This is a genomic window from Pseudomonas sp. KBN10P06128 (assembly GCF_037574945.1).
Classification (GTDB): domain Bacteria; phylum Pseudomonadota; class Gammaproteobacteria; order Pseudomonadales; family Pseudomonadaceae; genus Pseudomonas; species Pseudomonas aeruginosa.
In genome coordinates, this window is the sequence record NZ_JBBELR010000001.1 from 3,730,563 (window position 1) to 3,750,454 (window position 19,892).

14 protein-coding genes are annotated in these 19,892 nt (G+C 65.9%); 9 read left to right on the forward strand and 5 right to left on the reverse strand.

The window, feature by feature from the left end:
- Window positions 1-118: 118 nt before the first annotated feature.
- Both VQ065_RS17605 and VQ065_RS17610 read right to left on the reverse strand, forming a co-directional pair.
- On the reverse strand, window positions 119-1,450 hold the full coding sequence (locus VQ065_RS17605) for a lysine N(6)-hydroxylase/L-ornithine N(5)-oxygenase family protein (RefSeq protein ID WP_003089540.1): 1,332 nt from the start codon (window positions 1,448-1,450) through the stop codon (window positions 119-121).
- Between the two features lie 116 nt (window positions 1,451-1,566).
- Window positions 1,567-2,046, reverse strand: a complete 480-nt coding sequence (locus VQ065_RS17610) for a sigma-70 family RNA polymerase sigma factor (RefSeq protein ID WP_003089542.1) — start codon at window positions 2,044-2,046, stop codon at window positions 1,567-1,569.
- A gap of 160 nt (window positions 2,047-2,206) precedes the next feature.
- On the opposite strand from VQ065_RS17610, the gene VQ065_RS17615 reads away from it, so the two are divergent.
- The 4 genes from VQ065_RS17615 to ompQ all read left to right on the forward strand — a co-directional run bounded on the left by VQ065_RS17615 (window position 2,207) and on the right by ompQ (window position 7,898).
- Window positions 2,207-3,202: a FecR family protein gene (locus VQ065_RS17615; RefSeq protein ID WP_003089544.1), complete on the forward strand. Its 996-nt coding sequence runs from the start codon at window positions 2,207-2,209 to the stop codon at window positions 3,200-3,202.
- 99 nt (window positions 3,203-3,301) lie between these two features.
- A complete protein-coding gene (gene pvdR, locus VQ065_RS17620) occupies window positions 3,302-4,477 on the forward strand; it encodes a pyoverdine export/recycling transporter periplasmic adaptor subunit PvdR (RefSeq protein WP_003089547.1) in 1,176 nt (391 codons plus the stop codon).
- A complete protein-coding gene (pvdT, locus tag VQ065_RS17625) occupies window positions 4,477-6,468 on the forward strand; it encodes a pyoverdine export/recycling transporter ATP-binding/permease subunit PvdT (protein WP_003089549.1) in 1,992 nt (663 codons plus the stop codon). The genes pvdR and pvdT overlap by 1 nt, the downstream gene beginning before the upstream one ends.
- A 5-nt stretch (window positions 6,469-6,473) precedes the next feature.
- Window positions 6,474-7,898, forward strand: coding sequence for a pyoverdine export/recycling transporter outer membrane subunit OmpQ (gene ompQ / locus VQ065_RS17630; RefSeq protein ID WP_073660165.1), 1,425 nt, complete (start codon window positions 6,474-6,476; stop codon window positions 7,896-7,898).
- A gap of 48 nt (window positions 7,899-7,946) precedes the next feature.
- On the opposite strand, the gene pvdP is transcribed toward ompQ, so the two are convergent.
- Window positions 7,947-9,593, reverse strand: a complete 1,647-nt coding sequence (gene pvdP, locus VQ065_RS17635; RefSeq protein ID WP_020750878.1) for a pyoverdine maturation tyrosinase PvdP — start codon at window positions 9,591-9,593, stop codon at window positions 7,947-7,949.
- 213 nt (window positions 9,594-9,806) lie between these two features.
- Between pvdP and pvdM the strand changes: the two genes are divergently transcribed.
- From pvdM to pvdO, 3 genes are read left to right on the forward strand one after another with little or no spacing between them, the layout of a single operon-like run.
- On the forward strand, window positions 9,807-11,153 hold the full coding sequence (pvdM, locus tag VQ065_RS17640) for a pyoverdine-tailoring dipeptidase-like protein PvdM (RefSeq protein ID WP_003089553.1): 1,347 nt from the start codon (window positions 9,807-9,809) through the stop codon (window positions 11,151-11,153).
- Window positions 11,154-11,175: 22 nt separating this feature from the next.
- A complete protein-coding gene (pvdN, locus tag VQ065_RS17645) occupies window positions 11,176-12,459 on the forward strand; it encodes a pyoverdine-tailoring periplasmic protein PvdN (protein ID WP_003089554.1) in 1,284 nt (427 codons plus the stop codon).
- A gap of 28 nt (window positions 12,460-12,487) precedes the next feature.
- Entirely contained in the window at window positions 12,488-13,342 is an 855-nt protein-coding gene (pvdO, locus tag VQ065_RS17650) for a dihydropyoverdine dehydrogenase (protein ID WP_003089555.1), read from the forward strand.
- 67 nt (window positions 13,343-13,409) lie between these two features.
- Here pvdO and VQ065_RS17655 read toward each other — a convergent pair whose 3' ends face one another.
- A complete protein-coding gene (locus VQ065_RS17655; protein WP_003110605.1) occupies window positions 13,410-14,237 on the reverse strand; it encodes a pyoverdine synthetase F in 828 nt (275 codons plus the stop codon).
- Between the two features lie 290 nt (window positions 14,238-14,527).
- Here VQ065_RS17655 and VQ065_RS17660 point away from each other — a divergent pair, with 290 nt between their 5' ends.
- Window positions 14,528-16,180, forward strand: a complete 1,653-nt coding sequence (locus tag VQ065_RS17660; RefSeq protein ID WP_003089559.1) for a cyclic peptide export ABC transporter — start codon at window positions 14,528-14,530, stop codon at window positions 16,178-16,180.
- A gap of 171 nt (window positions 16,181-16,351) precedes the next feature.
- Window positions 16,352-18,778, forward strand: a complete 2,427-nt coding sequence (locus VQ065_RS17665) for a TonB-dependent siderophore receptor (protein WP_003089561.1) — start codon at window positions 16,352-16,354, stop codon at window positions 18,776-18,778.
- A gap of 100 nt (window positions 18,779-18,878) precedes the next feature.
- Here VQ065_RS17665 and VQ065_RS17670 read toward each other — a convergent pair whose 3' ends face one another.
- Entirely contained in the window at window positions 18,879-19,844 is a 966-nt protein-coding gene (locus VQ065_RS17670) for an alpha/beta hydrolase (protein WP_003089564.1), read from the reverse strand.
- Window positions 19,845-19,892: the final 48 nt, after the last annotated feature.

Genomic DNA, 19,892 nt, shown 5'->3' on the forward strand with positions numbered 1-19,892 from the left:
GTCGTTTCTCTGCAAAGTGGTGGCCGGAACGGCCGGGACATACAACGAAAACGCCCTGCGTGCCGGGCATCCCCTGGCGGGGAAACGGGCAACACAGGGCGTGGCGGCGTGGCGCCGATCAGCTGGCCAGGGCGTGCTCGTGCAGGGCGCGGGCCGCAGTACCGGGCTTCAGGTGCTGGTACAGGGAGCCGGAGATTTCCTCGGCACGCACCGGCAGCACCGACAGCAGGGTGTCGCTGAGGCCGTGGCTGGCCTGGCAGAAGCCCTGCATGTAGATCGACGCCTGGCAACGCTGGTCGGTGATCAGACGATAGTTGCGGTCGACCTCGAAGTCCCCGAGGTAGTCGGCCATCGGCTCCAGCAGTTGACGATGCAACTGCCGCTCATAACCGGTGGCGAGGATTACCAGGTCGTAGCGCTGCACGCTCAGTTCGCCATTGGCGGTATTACGCAGCGCCAGCTCGATACCCTCGGCGCCTGCCGTGGCCTTCTCCACCGAGCGCAGGCTACGGAAGGCGTGGCGCGGGACTCCGGAAACCTTCTGGCGATAGAAGATGCCGTAAATACGCTCGATCAGGTCGATATCCACCACCGAATAGTTGGTGTTGTGGTACTCGCGCACCAGGCGCTCACGCTCCGCGCCTTCCTGGTTGTAGATCAGGTCGGTGAACTCGGGCGCGAATACTTCGTTGACGAACGGGCTGTCGTCCGCCGGCTTCAGCGCCGAACCGCGCAGGATCAGGTCGACCTGTACCGATGGATAGCTGTCGTTGAGATCGATGAAGGCTTCGGCGGCACTCTGTCCGCCGCCGATGATCGCGACTTTCATCGGCTGGCCGTTGACACAGGGCTGCTTGAGCATGCGCTCCAGATACTGCGAATGGTGGAAGACCCTGCCATCATCCTTCAGGTGGCGGAACGCCAGGGGAATTCGTGGCGTACCGCCGGCGCTGACCACCACCGAGCGAGTGGTCCGCACAAGCTCCTCGCCTTCGGCGTTGCGCGAAGTCACCCGCAGCGCCTCGACCTTGCGCTCGACCAGCATCGGCTCGACCGACAGCACTTCCTCGCCATAACGGCTCTGCTCGGCGAAGTGGCCGGCGACCCAGCGCAGATAGTCGTTGAACTCCATGCGGCAGGGGTAGAAGGTGCCCAGGTTGATGAAGTCCACCAGGCGCCCATGTTTGTGCAGGTAGTTGACGAAGGAATAGGGACTGGTTGGATTGCGCAGGGATACCAGGTCCTTGAGGAAGGAAATCTGCAACTCGCTCTGGCTGACCAGGGTATTGCCGTGCCAGCGATAGTCGGCCTGTTTATCGAGGAACAGGACTTGCAGTTCCCCCTGGGTCCTCGCGCGTTCCTCAAGGGCGATCGCCAGGGCGATGTTCGAGGGGCCGAAGCCGATACCGATAAGGTCGTGAACGACGGCGGTTGCTGTAGCCTGGGTCATTTCCAGTGTCCTCTGGATAGGCTCCCGAAACCGGGGAGCGATAGGTCAAGAGCGGCCCGTAAGGGCGTCTGTTGACTAGGAACGAGGACCGGGAAACGAAATTTAACCGCGCTGGATCAACTGGACTCCCAGGCTCGCATGCGCAGGCGGCAGTGCCTCATCGCATTGACGATGTGCTTTTCCACGAGACTGCGGGAGATATTCAGGTGCGCCGCTATCTCGTTGTGGGAAAGACCTTCCAGCTTGCGCAGGAGGAAGGACTCGCGGCACAGCGGCGGCAGTTCGTTCAGCGCCAGGGTCAGGAGGTCGAGGCGCTGACGCTGGTCCTCGAGTACCTGGGGGGAAGGCTCGGACATACCCTCCTCCTCGTCGAGGACGTGCAAGGGCTCGGCCTTGCGCACCCGGCTGCGGCGATGCTCGTCGACCGCGAGATTGAGCGCCGTCCGGTACAGGAACGCCCGCGGATGCTCGATTCGCGCTTGACTGGAGCGTTCCAGCACGCGCAAATACGCGTCGTGAGCAACGTCGGCCGCCGCCTGTCGGTCTCCGAGCCTGGCGCTGAGAAAGCGCAACAGCTCCCGATAATGGTTTTCCAAGACAACTCCTGCTCGCTACCGCGTGAGCGCTATCCTTGACAGAATGGGAAACCCCACAGGCGATGTTGGCAGCCTGAAATCATTAAATTTATAATAATTCTCATCCAGCTTTAAAGCCTTGCCATCGAACAGAGACGACAGGGCGCAAACGGAACCCTCGATGAAGACACCCCTCCCCGCCGACAGCGACACCTTGGTCCAGGACGCCGCACACTGGTGCATGCGCCTGCATGCCGAGGACTGTAGCGAGGAAGAGCGTGCCGAGTTCCGTCGCTGGCTGGCGAGCGATCCGAGGCACGCCGACGAATACGCAGCAATGGAAGAAATCTGGCAACTCAGCGAATTGCTGCCCCGCCGCTCCGACACCCCGGCGGCCGCCCCGGCATGGCCGCGCCCGCGTACTTCCCGCAGGCGCCACTGGAGAAACCAGGCGCGAGCTGCCGCGCTCGCCCTGTTCCTGCTCCCCGCCTCGGCCTACCTGGGCTGGTTGCAGGGCTGGATTCCCTCCAGCTATCAACGCTACACGGCGCAGGACAATATCCGCCACGTCACCCTCCCCGACGGCAGCGAGGTAGAACTGGATCTCAAGACCCGCCTCAGCTTCGCCAACTTCAGGGACATCCGCCGCGTCGTACTGGACGACGGCGAGGCCTATTTCCATGTCACCCACGATACGGCCCACCCCTTCGTGGTCAGGGCCGGCAAGGGTTCGATCACCGTCACCGGCACCCGCTTCAACGTCTGGAAGTACCAGGACAACGTCGTCGTCACCGTGACCGAAGGCTCGGTGAAGGTCCGCAGCGAAGGCTCGGGCAACGACAGCAGCCTGACCCCGGGCATGCAGGCCAGCTACTACCCCGGGCTGCTGCAACCGCTGGTCGAGGCGGTCGATACCCGTCAGGCACTGGCCTGGCGCGAAGGCCGCCTGATTCTCGACGACCTGCCGCTGGCTCAGGCCCTACCGCTGATCAACCGCTACCTGGAGCATCCGCTGGTCCTCACCGACAAGACCAGCGCCGAACTGCGCATCGGCGGCATCTACAGCACCCGCGAGATACGCAACCTGGTGGAGGCCCTGCCGAAGGTCCTGCCGGTCGATCTCGAGCACCGCGACGACGGCAGCATCCGCATCAGCAGCCGCTACGCCCAGCTCTGATCCGACGCTAAATTATCCGCTTCCGCCTTCGTATACCTGGGAGCGCCAGCCCGCCCGACATACAGCGGCGGTCTCTCCACGCACCGGCCGGATTCCCGAATGAGACGAACCCGTAGTACTCGTCGCGCACTGCTCGTCGCAGTCTGCCTCAGCCCCCTGATCGCCCTCGCCGCCTGGCAGGCCTATCCGTTCCGCAGCAACAGCTTCGATACCGTGAGCGTCAGCCGCGGCAGCATCGAGAGCAGCGTCTCGGCGCTCGGCACCCTGCAACCGCGGCGCTACGTCGACGTCGGCGCCCAGGCCTCCGGGCAGATCCGCAAGTTGCACGTCGAGGCCGGGGACGATGTGACGGAAGGCCAGTTGCTGGTCGAGATCGACCCCTCCACCCAGCAGGCCAAGGTCGATGCCGGCCGCTATTCGATCGAGATGCTCAAGGCCCAGCTGGCCGAGCAACGTGCCCAGTACACCCTCGCCCGCCAGCAGTACCAGCGCCAGCAGCGGCTGGCCGCCGGCGGCGCAACGCGTACCGAGGACGTGCAGAGCGCCCAGGCGCAGATGCTCGCCACCCAGGCGCGGATCGAGATGTACCAGGCGCAGATCCGCCAGGCCCAGGCCTCGTTGCGCAGCGACGAAGCCGAACTCGGCTATACCCGCATCTACGCGCCGATGTCCGGCACGGTGGTGGCGGTCGATGCGCGCGAAGGCCAGACCCTCAATGCCCAGCAGCAGACCCCGTTGATCCTGCGGATCGCCAAATTGTCGCCGATGACCGTCTGGGCCCAGGTTTCGGAAGCCGACATCGGCCGGGTCAAGCCCGGCATGCCGGCCTACTTCACGACCCTCAGCGGCGAAGGCCGGCGCTGGACCGGCAAGGTCCGGCAGATCCTCCCGGTGCCACCCAAGCCGCTGGACCAGAGCAACCAGGGCGGCGGCAGCCCCACCAGCGGCAGCGGCGGGCAGAGCGGCAGCGGCCGGGTGGTGCTGTATACCGTGCTGGTCGACGTGGACAACGGCGACCACCAACTGATGGCGGAAATGACCGCCCAGGTGTTCTTCGTCGCCGCCACCGCGGAAAACATCCTCACCGCGCCGGTCGCCGCCATCCACGACGACGGCAAGGGCGGCCAGGTCGCCTGGGTGGTCGGCAGCAATGGCAAGCCGCAGAGCCGCCAGATCAGGACCGGCATCAGCGACCGCCTGCGGGTACAGGTGCTTGCCGGCCTGGAGGAAGGCGACCGCCTGCTGATGGCCGCTCCCGACGGCAGCGACAGCTGATGGAAAACGCCACGCAACCCGTCCCCCTGATCGAACTGCGCGACATCCGCAAGCGCTACGGCGGCAATGGCACTCCGGAAGTCGAGGTACTCAAGGGCGTATCGCTGTCGATCCACGCCGGCGAGTTCGTCGCCATCGTCGGCGCCTCCGGCTCCGGCAAGTCGACCCTGATGAACATCCTCGGCTGCCTCGACCGGCCCAGCTCCGGCAGCTACCACTTCGCCGGCCACGACGTCGCCGAACTGGACAGCGACGAGCAGGCCTGGCTGCGCCGCGAGGCATTCGGCTTCGTGTTCCAGGGCTATCACCTGATCCCCTCCGCCTCGGCCCAGGAAAACGTCGAGATGCCGGCGATCTACGCCGGCACCCCGGCGAGCGAGCGGCACACCCGTGCGCGGGCCCTGCTCGAACGCCTGGGCCTGGCCGAGCGCACCGCCAACCGTCCGCACCAGTTGTCCGGCGGCCAGCAACAGCGGGTGTCGATCGCCCGCGCGCTGATGAACGGCGGCCATATCATCCTCGCCGACGAACCCACCGGCGCCCTCGACAGCCACAGCGGCGCGGAAGTCATGGCGCTGCTCGACGAGCTGGCCAGCCAGGGCCACGTGGTGATCCTGATCACCCACGACCGCGACGTCGCCGCCCGCGCCAAGCGCATCATCGAGGTGCGCGACGGCGAGATCGTCAGCGACAGCGCCAACGACGAGCGCCCGGCGCAACCGAGCGCCGGCGTCGAGCGCCACCTGCAGGCCGACGATCTCAGCCAGCGCCTCGCCGAGGGCAGCAGCGAACCCTCGGGGGCCTGGCGCGCCGAACTGCTGGAGGCGGTGCGCGCCGCCTGGCGGGTGATGTGGATCAATCGGTTCCGCACCGCGCTGACCCTGCTCGGGATCATCATCGGCGTCGCCTCGGTGGTGGTCATGCTCGCCGTCGGCGAGGGCAGCAAGCGCCAGGTGATGGCGCAGATGGGCGCGTTCGGCTCGAACATCATCTATCTCAGCGGCTACTCGCCGAACCCGCGCGCGCCGATGGGCATCGTCAGCAGCGACGACGTCGCCGCCATCGCCACCCTGCCCCAGGTGAAGAAGGTCATGCCGGTGAACGGCGGCGAGCTGGTGGTGCGCTACGGCAACATCGACTACCACGCCTACGTCGGCGGCAACAACACCGACTTCCCGGAAATCCTCAACTGGCCGGTGGCCGAGGGCAGCTACTTCACCGAGCGCGACGAAGACGCCGCCACCACGGTCGCGGTGATCGGCTACAAGGTGCGCAAGAAGCTGTTCGGCAGCGCCAACCCGATCGGCCGCTACATCCTCATCGAGAACGTGCCGTTCCAGGTCATCGGCGTGCTCGCCGAGAAAGGCTCCAGCTCCGGCGACAAGGATGCCGACAACCGCATCGCCATCCCCTACTCCGCTGCCAGCATCCGCCTGTTCGGCACGCGCAACCCCGAGTACGTGATCATCGCCGCCGCCGACGCCCAGCGCGTGCACCAGGCCGAACGCGCCATCGACCAGTTGATGCTGCGCCTGCACCGCGGCCAGCGCGACTACGAGCTGACCAACAACGCGGCGATGATCCAGGCCGAGGCGAAGACCCAGAACACCCTGTCGCTGATGCTCGGCTCGATCGCCGCGATCTCCCTGCTGGTGGGCGGGATCGGCGTGATGAACATCATGCTCATGACCGTGCGCGAACGCACTCGCGAGATCGGCATCCGCATGGCCACCGGCGCCCGCCAGGGCGATATCCTCCGCCAGTTCCTCACCGAGGCGGCGATGCTCTCGGTGGTCGGCGGCCTGGCCGGGATCGCCCTGGCCCTGTGCATCGGCGGCGTGCTGCTGCTCGGCCAGGTCGCGGTGGCCTTTTCCCTGTCGGCCATCGTCGGCGCCTTCAGTTGCGCGCTGGTCACCGGCCTGGTGTTCGGCTTCATGCCGGCGCGCAAGGCCGCCCAGCTGGACCCGGTGGCCGCCCTGGCCAGCCAATGACGGACATGTCCATGAAGAATCTTTCCCTGATTTCCGCCTGCCTGCTGCTCGGCGCCTGCGGCAGCACGCCGGCGCCCCTCGACAGCGGCCTGGCCGCGCCCCCTCAGTGGCGCTACCTGGCGGCCGGGCGCAGCGATGCCAGCGACATCCGCCAGTGGTGGAAGGCCTTCGGCGCGCCGGAACTGGACAGCCTGCTGCAACGCGCCCTGCTGAACAGCCAGGACCTCGGCGCGGCGGTGGCCCGCGTGCGCCAGGCCCAGGCCTCGGCGGTGATCGCCGGCGCGCCGTTGCTGCCGGAGCTGAATGCGACGCTCGGCGCCAGCCGGCAGAAACTCCTGCGCGACTCGGGCTACAGCGGTACCGATGCGACCTCCGACAACGATGCCGTCGACTCCTTCTCCGCCGGCCTCAGCGCCAGCTACGAAGTGGACTTCTGGGGCGGTCGCCGGGCTGCCTACCGCAGTGCCCTGGAAAGCCTCAAGGCCAGCGAGTACGACCGCGCCACGGTAGAGCTGACTCTGCTCTCCGGCGTCGCCAATAGCTACCTGCAGGTATTGGCGCTGCGCGAACAGCAGCGCATCGCCAGGCTCAACCTGGACAACGCCGAGCACGTCCTGCGCCTGGTGGAGACCCGCCATGCCGCGGGCTCGGCCACCGCCCTGGAGGTCGCCCAGCAGAGCAGCCTGGTCGCCAGCCAGCGCAAGCAGCTGCCGCTGCTCGAGCAGCAGGCCCATGAGGCGCTGATTACCCTGGCCACCCTGATCGGCGAGCCGGTGCAGGCGCTACAGGTGGCCGAGCGGCCTTTCGACAGCCTGCGCTGGCCGGAGACCGGAACGGGCCTGCCGAGCGAACTGCTCAGCCGCCGTCCCGATATCGCCAACGCCGAAGCGCAACTGGCCGCGGCCCAGGCCGACGTGCAGGTGGCGCGCGCGGCGCTGTTCCCCAAGCTGACCCTGAGCGCCTCGCTGTCGTCCGGCGCCAACCGCGCCGCCGACACTTTCCGCAACCCCTATTACAACCTGGGCGCCAACCTGCTCGCCCCGATCTTCAACCACGGCCGCCTGCGCGCCGAGCGCGACCGCAGCCTGGCGCGCCAGGAAGAACTGCTGGAAACCTACCGCAAGGCGATCCTCACCGCCTTTGCCGACACCGAACGCTCGCTGAACAGCATCGACGGCCTCGACCGCCAGTTGCACTGGCAGCAGCAGGAGCTGGAGCAGGCGCAGCGCGCCTTCGATCTCTCCGACAGCCGCTACCAGGCCGGCGCGGAAACCCTGCTGACGGTCCTCGATACGCAACGCACGCTGTACGCGGCGCAGGATGCCGCCGTGCAACTGCGACTGGCCCGCCTGCAGGCCTCGGTCGGCCTGTACAAGGCCCTCGGCGGCGGCTGGCAGAGCGACCGCCAGGGTCTCGCGCGGAAAGACTGAGGCCCGCGTTGCGCGGGCCTCCTCCATCCTTACTCGCTCTTTCGCCGTTCAGCGCCTGAGCTGGTCGCGCGCCAGCTTCAGGTTGCGCGCGTACCAGGGCCGCCGCGGCGCACGCTTGAGCCAGCCGCTCAGTTGATCTTCTTCGCTGAAGATGATGCGCAAAGCCAGCTTCATGGTTTCCACGTCCAGCTCCACCGAGTTGCTGCTCGCCTGGACATCCGAAAGCCCGCATCCATGGGTCGCCGGACCCAGCCAGGGATCGCCGACCTCGACCCATCGACCGGGCGCGAACCATTGGATGCCCTCCACTTCGCGGCGCTGCACTTCGCCAGGATGGAAACGCTCGTGGGCGCGATACCAGTCCTCGATGCGGTCGTCGATCCAGCCGTGGAACGACCAGAACACCGGATTCACATGGGAGGAAAACGGGTCGCCGAGGAAGTCGTTCTCCGGGCGGAACCAGCGCGGGGAAAAGTCCGATGGTACCCGGTCGCTCATCACCGGCGCGCCGTTGGAAGGATCGCGAGTCACCGAAGCCCAGCGCATATGCAGCCAGTCGTGCATGCCCAGCTCCATCTCCGAGCCGAACTGACCGAGCGTCAGTTTCGCCAGGTATTCCGGGTCCTGGTATTGCGACTCCCAGACCAGGAAATTGGCGTGATAGCCCTCGTCGCTTTTCAGCCCACGCAGCCACTCGGTGTATTCGTCGTCGTCCACCGCGACCCAGGCCGGCGGGACGGAACAGCCGTCAGGGTTGTCGAAGTAGCGCAGGAAGCCGACCCGGTCGTGGGCCAGCGGTACGCCCGGCAGCGGCAGGCGCCGCCAGGACGGCAGGTCCTGCATCGAGCGCGCGGTATGCAGCATGTGCCGGTGCATGAAGAAGAAGTCGATACCGGAAGCATTGCGGTCCTTGTGACGACCACGGGCGTCACGTTCGCGGTCCAGTGGGCCGGGCTGCCAGCCGACGCCGCGCAGGGCGTTGCGCTGCTTCTCGGAAAGCCGATGCCACTTGTCCCGCGAGGCATGCCAGAGCTGGTGGAAGAGGCGATGCTGCGGCGAGATCAGCCAGGCGAGCAAGCGCTCGTTGAGGCCGATGCGCTCGCGAGCCAGCGGAAACGGGCGCTTGACCGCCACGAAGCGGAAATCCTCCTGCGCTTGCAGTGGCGAGCGCTCGAGGCGCTCAATGCGACCGCTGAGGGTGCCGTCGCCGGCATTGGCCAGATTGTCCCAGACCTCGTCGAAGACCGCCGAGCAATCGTAGCTCGGGGTCATCGATGCGGTGTTGCCGTCCACCAGGCGCCAGCGGATGCGCGCGGAGCGCGCACCGACCAGGTCGCCAAGCAGGCGGAAGCGCGGTTCCTGCGGCCCTCTCAGGCGCTCCGGAGTATCCAGGTATCCGATCAGGCCCAGCCCCCTGGGCGCCACGTCGAGCACCAGCTCCAACCCCTCCAGCGGTAACCCCGGCAGGCCGGCGTCGGCGCCGAGCAGGCGCAGGTCCCAGATACCGCGCAGGCGGTCGCCCAGGCGCATGGCCTCGGTGGCGGCCAGGTCCAGCGTCGCTTCGCCGGGCGTGGCCGGGTGCTCCTCGTCTTCGCGCAGGCGGACCAGATGACGATGTGTGTAGTAAGCCACCGGCAGGGCAGCCGCTCCGGTGAGCGCCAAACCCGCCATGAATCCGCGTCGAGAAACCGTCATCGTCCTACCTGTTCAGCCATGAAGCTCGCTTTATCCAGCTAGAACGTTCCGTCCATCGGCAAATTTACCGGAGCCGGCGTCGCTGGCGGCACCCGGCGAATTCGTCGGCCCGCTAAATTTTCCGTCCCTGCCCTCGTCCCACCCTGACAGGTGCCCCGCTCTGCAATGCGGAACGACCGGCGTCCACCGATTTCGAACCTGACTGGGACGGCAATGACTAGAACTCGCAAAAGAACAGCGCTTTACCTCGGCCTGCCACTGCTCATCGTCCTGCTGGCCGTCGGCGGCTGGCTGGCCTGGACCCAGTGGCTGGGCAGCGCCGGCTACCCGCGCAAGGTCATGCAACACGCAGAGGAGTTGCACGAACGCATCCTCTCCTTCGACAGCCGGATCACCGTGCCGCTGGACTTCGGCACCACCGGCAACGAGTTCGACAAGGACGGACCGAACCAGCTCGACCTGGTCAAGGCGGGCCGCGGGCGCCTGTCTGGCGCTGCCCTGGCGATCTTCGGCTGGCCGGAGATGTGGAACGGCCCGAACGCGCCGCACAAGCCGACCCCAGGATTCGTCGACGAGGCTCGTCACCAGCAGGAAATTCGTTACAAGATTCTCACCGGCATGGTCCGCGACTTTCCCAACCAGGTCGGCATCGCCTACTCCCCCGAGGACTTTCGCCGCCTGGCCATGGAAGGCAAGTTCGCCATCGTCATGAGCATGCTCAACGCCTACCCGCTGGGCGACGACCTGTCCCAGCTGGACAAATGGGCCGCCCGCGGCGTGCGCATGTTCGGCTTCAATTATGTCGGCAACAACGACTGGTCCGACTCTTCCCGTCCCTTGCCGTTCTTCAACGACACGGCGGATGCCCTGGGCGGCCTCTCCCCGCTAGGCAAGCAGGCGGTCGAACGGCTCAACGATCTCGGGGTGATCATCGACGTCTCGCAGATGTCGACCAAGGCCCTGGAACAGGTCGCCGCCCTCAGCCGTGCGCCCATCGTCGCCTCGCACTCCGCGCCACGCGCCCTGGTGGACATCAAGCGCAACCTCAGCGACCACGAGATGCAACTGATCAAGGACAGCGGCGGCGTGATCCAGGTGGTCGGCTTCCCCGCCTACCTGCGTCCGCTGAGCAAACCGACCCTGGACAAGCTCAACGCCCTGCGCGCGCGCTTCGACCTGCCGCCCCTGGAAGGCCTGGACTATGCGCTGATGCCGGGCGATCCGATCATCACCATCTGGCCGGAACAACGCTTCGGTGAATACGCCAGCGCCCTCTACGGCATCCTGGAGGAGGAGCCCAAGGCCGGCCTCAAGGAACTGGTGGACGCCATCGACTACACGGTGAAGAAGGTCGGCATCGACCACGTGGGCATCAGCTCGGACTTCAACGACGGTGGCGGCGTGGACGGCTGGAAGGATGTCAGCGAAATCCGCAACGTCACTGCCGAACTGATCACCCGCGGTTATTCCGATGCCGACATCGCCAAGCTCTGGGGAGGCAACTTCCTGCGCGCCTGGGGCGAAGTGCAAAAACGCGCCAAGCCGACAGCTACCCCCTGACCACGCCGCAACGGACCTCCCGATGAACGACCGTCGTACCTTTCTCAAGCAGGCCGGCATTCTCGCCGCCGGCCTGCCGCTGCTTTCCGCTGCCCAGTCGCTCCGCGCCGAAGGCGCACCGAGCGACGCCGGCAATAAGTGGAAAGCGCTGCGCCAGCAATTCGATCTCGACCCGCAGTATCTGCACTTCGCCAACTTCCTCCTCACCTCCCACCCTCGGCCGGTGCGGGAGGCCATCGAGCGCCTGCGGGTCCGCTTCGACCGCAACCCGGGCGAAGCGGTGGACTGGCATCGCGAGGAAATCTGGAAATACGAGGACGAGGCTCGCGCCTGGGCAGGTCGCTACTTCGCCGTGCAACCTGGCCAGGTGGCGCTCACCGGCAGCACCACCGACGGCCTGGCGGCGATCTACGGCGGCCTGCTGGTGCAGCCGGGCAAGGAGATCCTGACCTCCTCCCACGAGCACTACTCCACCTACACCACCCTGGAATACCGGCACAAGCGCATGGGTACCCAGGTCCGCGAGTTCCCGCTGTTCAAGGACCCGCATCGGGTTTCCGTCGACGAGATCCTGTCCAGCATCGCCGCTCAGATCCGCCCGCAGACCCGGGTGCTGGGCATGACCTGGGTGCAGTCGGGCAGCGGCGTGAAGCTGCCGATCCGGGAGATCGGCAAGCTGGTGCGCGAACTCAACCAGAAGCGCGACGAACAGGACCGGATCATCTACGTGGTCGACGGCGTGCATGGTTTCGGCGTGGAAGACGTCAGCTTCGCCGACTTCGACTGCGACTACTTCATCGCCGGCACCCACAAGTGGCTGTTCGGTCCGCGTGGCACCGGGGTCATCATCGCCCGCTCGGAACAGCTCCAGGAGCACCTGGTGCCGAGCATCCCGACCTTCTCCCGCGCCGACAACTTCGGCACCCTGATGACCCCTGGCGGCTACCACGCCTTCGAACATCGCCTGGCCCTGGGCACGGCCTTCGAGCTGCACCTGCAGTTGGGCAAGGCCGAGGTCCAGGCGCGTATCCACCAGCTCAACGCCTACCTCAAGCAGCGCCTGGGCGAGCATCCCAAGGTCCGCCTGGTCACGCCGACCAGCCCCGAGCTGTCTTCGGGCTTCACCTTCTTCCGCGTCGAAGGCCGCGATTGCGAGGCGGTCGCCAAACACCTGATGGCGCACCGGGTAATCAGCGACGCCGTGGATCGTGATGTCGGCCCGGTGGTGCGCCTGGCGCCGAGCCTGCTGAACGACGAGGAGGAGATCGACCGGGTGCTGGAAATCCTCGCCCCGCAACTCGCCTGACCCCTTTCGCCACTCAACGAGAACCGCCATGCACGCATTATCGCCCCTGGCCCTGGCCGCACTGATCGTCGCCACCGCCCCCGCCTTCGCCGACGAAGCGAAGAAACCCGGCACGGTGTTCAAGGATTGCAAGGACTGCCCGGAGATGGTCGTACTGCCCGCCGGCAGTTTCACCATGGGCACCCCGGACGACGAGGTCGGCCGCCAGCCCGACGAGGGCCCGCTGCACGACGTGACCTTCGCCAAGCCGTTCGCCATCAGCCGCTACCAGGTCACCGCCGGCGAACTGGACGCCTACCTGAAGGCCACCGGCGTCAAGCTGGCCGACGGCGATACCCGCCCCGGCCGCGAATGCATCGCCGGCAAGCCGCGCTACCAGCAAGACCCTCGCCAGCCGGCGGTATGCGTCGACTACAACGACGTGAAGAACTACGCCGCCTGGCTGTCGAAGAAGACCGGCAAACACTACCGCATGCTCAGCGAGGCCGAGCGCGAGTACGGCGCCCGCGCCGGCAGCGCCGGCCCCTTCCCCTTTCCGTTCGACGAAGGCAAGGAATACAGCATCGCCAAGCACGCCAACACCTACGGCGCCAGCGATGGCTACAACTTCACCTCGCCGGTGGGCAGCTTCCCGCCCAACGCCTTCGGCGTCTACGACATGCACGGCAACGTCTACGAGTGGGTCGCCGATTGCTGGCACGACCACTACAACGGCGCGCCGAGCGACGGCAGCGCGTGGATGGAGGACAAGTGCGAGCTGGTGCAGATCCGCGGCAACGACTGGGGCGAGCCGCCGATCTTCTCGCGCTCGGGCAACCGCAACAATGCCTACCCCGACGCCCGTGGCGACTGGATAGGTTTCCGCGTGGCCCGCGAACTCTGATACGGACGAAGAAAGGCCGGAGCGACGCGGGTCGCTCCGGCCTTTGCGCATCCGCGACCAGGCGTTTTCAGTCCTTCTCGGCCAGCAGCGCCAGGCCTTCATGCAAGGCCGGGAACAGACTGTCGTTGAAGTTGTTCCAGCGTAGCTCGAGGATGGTGTCGTCGGGAGATATCTTCGTTTTCAGCACGTCGTGGAAGACCTCGCCGGAATCGATGCCGTTGTCCACGTAGTGGAACGAGGCGCCGGTCAGGTACAAGGGTTCGACCGGTACGCTTTCCATCGTCGCCCAGTCGACGATCTTCTCACCCCGCGCACCATGCAATGCATCCAGGGTCGCCCAGGCGCCGCGCCGTTCGTAGGGCGAGTCGGCGCGCGTGACCCCGGGATGGATATTCATGATCCGTCGGGCGAATGGCGCCCCGGGCCGCACCAACTCATCGAGGATGACCAGCAGGCCGTCGAGGACGACGACCTCGGCGCGCAGCTCGACCAGCGTCTCGTACAGGCGTCGTTCGAAGTCGCGCTTGCCGGCCACATGCTCCGCGCTCCCGCGCGGGTGGCGACGGTAGGTGGAAGGCACGTTCAGCAGCAGATCGTTCATGCGCCGCCCCTGTACCTCCAGTTCCGCCGGGTAGAACCACTGCTGTCCAGGCCGGTAGGCGAATCCGTAGTCCTCGATCTTCTGCTGGTCGCGGGGCAGCTCCGGGTCGTCGTCGTAGATCACCCCGACCAATTCGTAGGCGTCCCCAAGCGCCGTCCGGTTCAGCGATTCGGCGAGAAACTCCAGCGGGGACTTCATGTAGCGCAGCTCGCCCTTGTAGGCCACCTGTTGTCCGGCCTTGTCGGCGGCGGCGTTTCTCAGGGACCAGATATAGGCTAATTTCCTTTTCGTCATCTCGTCTTTCTCAGGGAATGGGTCGGACTTGAGCGCGTGCTCCGGCACAGTGTTGGACTCGACAAGGGCTTCCCGGGGAACCCGCTCGAGCGTCGCTCTCACTTAAACGCAACGAACGGCCGGCCGCCGAATTTATCGTCCCCTGCGCTTTTGCCGGACGCCTCGGCGAAGCAGCGCCACAGGCTAAATTTCCCCTCCCCGGCCTCGTCTTCAGGGCAGGCGCGAGCGTGCGCCACTCCGCCATCCGCCTCTCTGCCCTTGCGTCCAGTCGGCCGCGCCGAGGAAACCCCATGTCCGCAACACCCCGTAGCGCCACTCGAGAACTCCTGAGCATTCTCAAACCCTTCTGGCCAGCGCTCAGCCTGTCGATCGGACTGGGTATCGTCGGCGGCCTGGCCATCACCGCGCTGCTCACCTCGATCAACCGCGTACTGAACGCCGAGGGCGGCATGACCAGCGGCATGATGCTGGCTTTCAGCGCGATCTGCGCGCTGGCCCTGCTCAGTTCGATCCTGTCCAACATCGGCACCAACTACGTCGGCCAGAAGGTCATCGCCCGGCTGCGCAAGACCCTCGGCGGCCGGGTGTTGTCCGCCCCGATCGAACAACTCGAACGCTATCGCACGCACCGCCTGATCCCGGTACTCACCCACGACATCGATACGGTCAGCGATCTTGCCTTCGGCCTGCCGCAACTGGTGATCTCCCTGACCGTGACCCTTGGCTGCCTGGGCTACCTGGCCACCCTGTCGCTGCCGATGTTCCTGGTCGCCGCCAGCGCCGTGGTGCTCGGCACCATCGCCCAGTACGTCGCCCGCGGCTATGGAATGGCCGGTTTCGAAGCGGCGCGCGAAGAGGAAGACCTGCTGCAGAAGCACTACCGCGGCATGGCCGAGGGAGCCAAGGAGCTGCGCATCAACCGCCCGCGCCGGCAGCGCCTGCACGGGCGACTGCTGGACGAGACCGTGGAGCGCATCTGCCGCCTGCAAGTGCGTTCGGTGAATATATTCCTCACTGCCAGCACCTTCGGTTCGCTGCTGTTCTTCGTGGTCATCGGCACCGCCCTGGCGGTCCAGACCTGGTGGCCGACCTCCGACCGCAGCGTGCTCAGCGGCTTCGTCATGACCCTGCTGTTCATGAAGGGGCCGCTGGAAAGCGTACTCAGCCTGTTGCCGCTGATCAGTCGCAACCGTATCGCCCTGCGCCGGATCGCCGAACTCAACGAGCAGTTCTCCAATCCCGAACCCTACCTGCTGCTCGAGAACGACGTCTCCAGACCGGCTCAAGAGGTGCGCAGCATCGAGTTGCGCGATGTCGGCTACAGCTATCCGGGCGTGCCGGGCTCGACGCCCTTCCGCTTCGGCCCGGTCAACCTGACGATCCGCCCGGGAGAGATACTCTTCATCGTCGGCGAGAACGGCTGCGGCAAGACCACCCTGATCAAGCTGCTGCTCGGGCTGTACACGCCCCACGAGGGCTCGCTGCTGCTCAACGGAGAGGAAGTGACGGCACAGGCGCGCGACGACTATCGTCAGCTGTTCACCACCGTGTTCGCCGACTACTACCTGTTCGATGACCTCGTCGACGGCGAGCAACAGTTGCCGGAAGAAGCCGGGCGCTACCTGAAGCGCCTGGAAATCGCCCACAAGGTCAGCGTCAGCGACGGCAGCTTCACCACCACCGACCTCTCCACCGGCCAGCGCAAGCGCCTGGCGCTGGTCAATGCCTGGATCGAGAAGCGCCCGGTGCTGGTCTTCGACGAATGGGCCGCCGACCAGGATCCCACCTTCCGCCGGATCTTCTATACCGAGCTGCTTCCCGAGCTGAAGCGAATGGGCAAGACCATCATCGTGATCTCCCATGACGACCGCTACTTCGACAGCGCCGACCAACTGCTGCGTCTGGCCGGCGGTCGAGTGGTCGAGGAGCTGCAACCGGCCTGAAGCGCTCTGCCTGCGAACACGGGAAAAACGATTTTTGTTTTCCGGTTTCGCGCCGACCAAACGTCTCAATGGGAAACCAAATAACAATTATTCCCAATCATGACATCCATAAGAGTACTAGAGAGCATGCCAGCACTCCGCACACTCCCCCGTTTCACCAAGGCTCTAGTGATGCGCAATACCCTGACGCTGCATCCGCGCCTGAGCACCGCCGCCCTGGCCATGGCCCTGTTGGCGCCGATCGCCAGCCAGGCCGAAGCGCAGAAGATCCAGTTCGACATCGGCGCCCAGTCCCTGCCCAGCGCCCTGCGCCAGTTCGGCCAGCAGAGCCAGTTGCAGGTGCTCTACAGCGCCGATGAAGTGCAAGGCCTGCGCAGCAACGCGGTCCGCGGTCAACTGAGCGTCGAAGCGGCTCTCGCCGAACTTCTCCGCGGTACCGGCGCCAGCTACAGCCTGCAAGGCTCCAGCGTTACCATCAGCGCCCAGCGCTCGGCGGACTCGGTGGACCTCGGCGACATTACCGTCACCAGCCAGGAGTCGGCCTGGGGTCACGTCAACGGCTACGTGGCCAAGCGCAGCGGTACCGGCACCAAGACCGATACCCCGCTCAAGGAGATCCCCCAGACCATCAACGTGGTCACCCAGGACGAGATCAAGGCGCGCGGTTCGCAGACCGTCACCGAGGCCCTGCGCTACACCCCGGGGATCACCGGCGGCGGCTTCGCCGACCGGGTGAAGATCTTCGACGAGCCGACCTCGCGCGGCTTCAGCCCGGCGCCGATGTATCTCGACGGCCTGCACATGCCCTACGGCGGCGGCAGTACCGGCGGCGCCCTGCAGATCGACCCCTATACCCTGGAACGCATCGAGGTGCTGAAGGGGCCGGCATCGGTGCTCTACGGCCAGAACGAACCGGGCGGCATCGTCAACATGGTGTCCAAGCGTCCCACCGCCACCCCGATCCGCGAAGTGGTGCTCGGCGGCGGCAGCCAGGACCGCCGCTACGGCGCCTTCGACGTCGGCGGCGCGCTCGATGAACAGGGCACCTACCTGTACCGGCTGACCGGTGTGGGCCGGGACATCAACTCGGAGATCGACTATGCCGAGCAGAAACGCTTCATGCTGGCGCCGAGCTTTACCTGGAACCCCAACGAGCAGACCAGCCTGACCTTCTACGGCCAGTACCAGAAGGACAACGACGTGCCCGAGGCCCAGGGCCTGCCGGCCTACGGCACGGTGTTCAGTACGCCCAACGGGCGGATCAAGCGCAGCACCTTCATCGGCGAGCCGGGGCTGAACTCCTACGACCGTGACCAGTTCGTCCTCGGCTACGAGTTCAGCCACGAATTCAACGATGTCTGGACCTTCAAGCAGAACACCCGCTACGCCTATCTCGACGACCAATACGTGGCACCACTGCACGGTTACAGATTCGTACCCAACCCGAACACCGGTGCCGATGACCGACGCTATGCCACACGCTATGGCGTGGACTGGTCGCAGACCAACAAGGCCTTCGGCATGGACAACATGGCCCAGGCCAAATTCAAGACCGGCGCGATCGATCACACCGCGCTGATCGGTATTGACTACTACCACTTCAAATCCAAGTTCTTCGGTCTCTACTCGAACCAGGAACCCACCACGATCATCGATCTGTACAAGCCGGTGTACGGCAGCAAGTTCACCTTCACCAATCCCTATCGCTGGAACCGCACCACCGACCAAACCGGAATCTACTTGCAGGACCAGATGAAATGGAACCAATGGTTCCTGACCCTCGGCGGTCGCTATGACTGGGCCAAGACCGACACCAAGGAAACCGGCGGCAAGGTCGACGCCAAAGACGAGAAGTTCAGCGGCCGCGCCGGCTTCGGCTACGAGTTCAGCAACGGCATCGTGCCCTACGTCAGCTACTCCGAGTCGTTCCAGCCGGTCGGCGGGTTGAACATGGACGAAGGCAACAAGGCCTTCAAGCCGACCACCGGCAAGCAGTACGAGGCCGGCATCAAGTACCAGCCGCCGGGGCAGAACAGCTTCATCCAGATGTCGGTCTACCAGATCGACAAGAAGAACGTGCTCACCACCGATCTGCTGAACCCCAACTTCAGCAAGCAGTCCGGCGCCATGCGCTCCAAGGGCTTCGAGCTGGAAGGCAAGGCCAGCCTGACCAACAATCTCGATGTCATCGCCTCGTTCTCGCGCAACGACATCAAGTACACCAAGGACAACGACGGGCGCAAAGGCCGCCATCCGGCCGGCACGCCGCCGATGACCGCCGCGGTCTGGCTGGACTACACCCTCGGCGCGGATACCGCGTTCGCCGGCCTCGGCGCGGGGATCGGCGCGCGCTACACCCGCGGCAGCGACGGCACCGAAACCGCCGACGGCCACTTCACCATCCCGTCCTACACGCTGTACGACGGCAAGCTGTCCTACGACTTCGAGAAATCCCCGCTGCAGGTGAAAGGCCTGAAGGTACAGGTCAACCTGGAGAACCTCGAGGACAAGAAGTATGTCAGCCGTTGCTCCTCTGATCTCGACTGCTACTACGGCCAGGGCCGTACCATCACCACCGACCTGACCTACAACTGGTAAGGCGTCCCGGAAGGCCGCTGGCCTCCCCTCGCCCCAGCCTTCATGAAAAAGCCCCGCCAGGGGAACCTGGCGGGGCTTTTTCATGGCGAATGCCGCAGTCTCAGGGTGCCAAGGCCGCCACCAGCGCGTCGGCGATCATGTCCTTGGCGTCGTCCGCCTCGTCGACGATCGCACCCATGCGCAGGAAATCATGGGTCATCCCCGGATAGACGCACAACTCCACCCGGGCGCCGCCCTGGCGCAGGTGCTCGGCATAGGCGATGCCCTCGTCATGCAGCGGGTCGCACTCCGCGACCAGCAGCAACGTCGGCGCCAGGTCAGCCGGCACCACGCCGAGCAGCGGCGAGAAACGCGGGTCCTGACGGTCCTCGGGGCTACGCTGGTAGTGCTGGTAGAACCACTCCAGGCTGTCCTTCTCCAACAGGTGGCCAACGGCGTAACGCTCGATCGATTGGTGCGTGCGGCTGGCATCGGTGACCGGGTAGATCAGTACCTGCAGACGCGGTTGCGAGGCGTCTCCCCGCAGCGCCAAGCGATGCGACAACACCGCGCACAGACTGCCGCCGACGCTGTCGCCGGCAACCGCCAGGCGTTGCGGATCGATGCCTAGCCGTGCGGCTTCGGCAGCCAACCAGCACCAGGCATCCTCGGCGTCCTCGGCGGCGGTCGGAAAACGCCACTCCGGCGCCAACCGGTAGGCCAGAGAAAGCACCACGCAACCGGCGCGCTCGGCCAGGCTGGCGCACAGCGCGTCGTGGGAGTCCAGGCTGCCGACGACGTAGCCGCCGCCATGCAGGTAGAGCACGCCCGGCAACCGCGGCGACGCGGACAGCCCCTGGGGACTGTAGAGGCGCGCCGGCAACGGCGTACCGTCCCGCGCCGGGACGAACAGCGTCTCGACGCGCGGCAGCGGCTCGTCGAGGCCTGGGTCCATCAACGCCGACGACTGGTCGAACTGCTCGCGCGCCTGTTGCACCGTCAACTGGTGCATGGGCAGGCTCTTGCCACTGCTGCGGCCGTTGCCGACCAGTTCCAGGTATGCCGCGATATCGGGGTTCAAGGCCATTTCATAGTCTCCAACGGGCCGGCCCCGGCGGGGCCGGCCAAAGCTTCG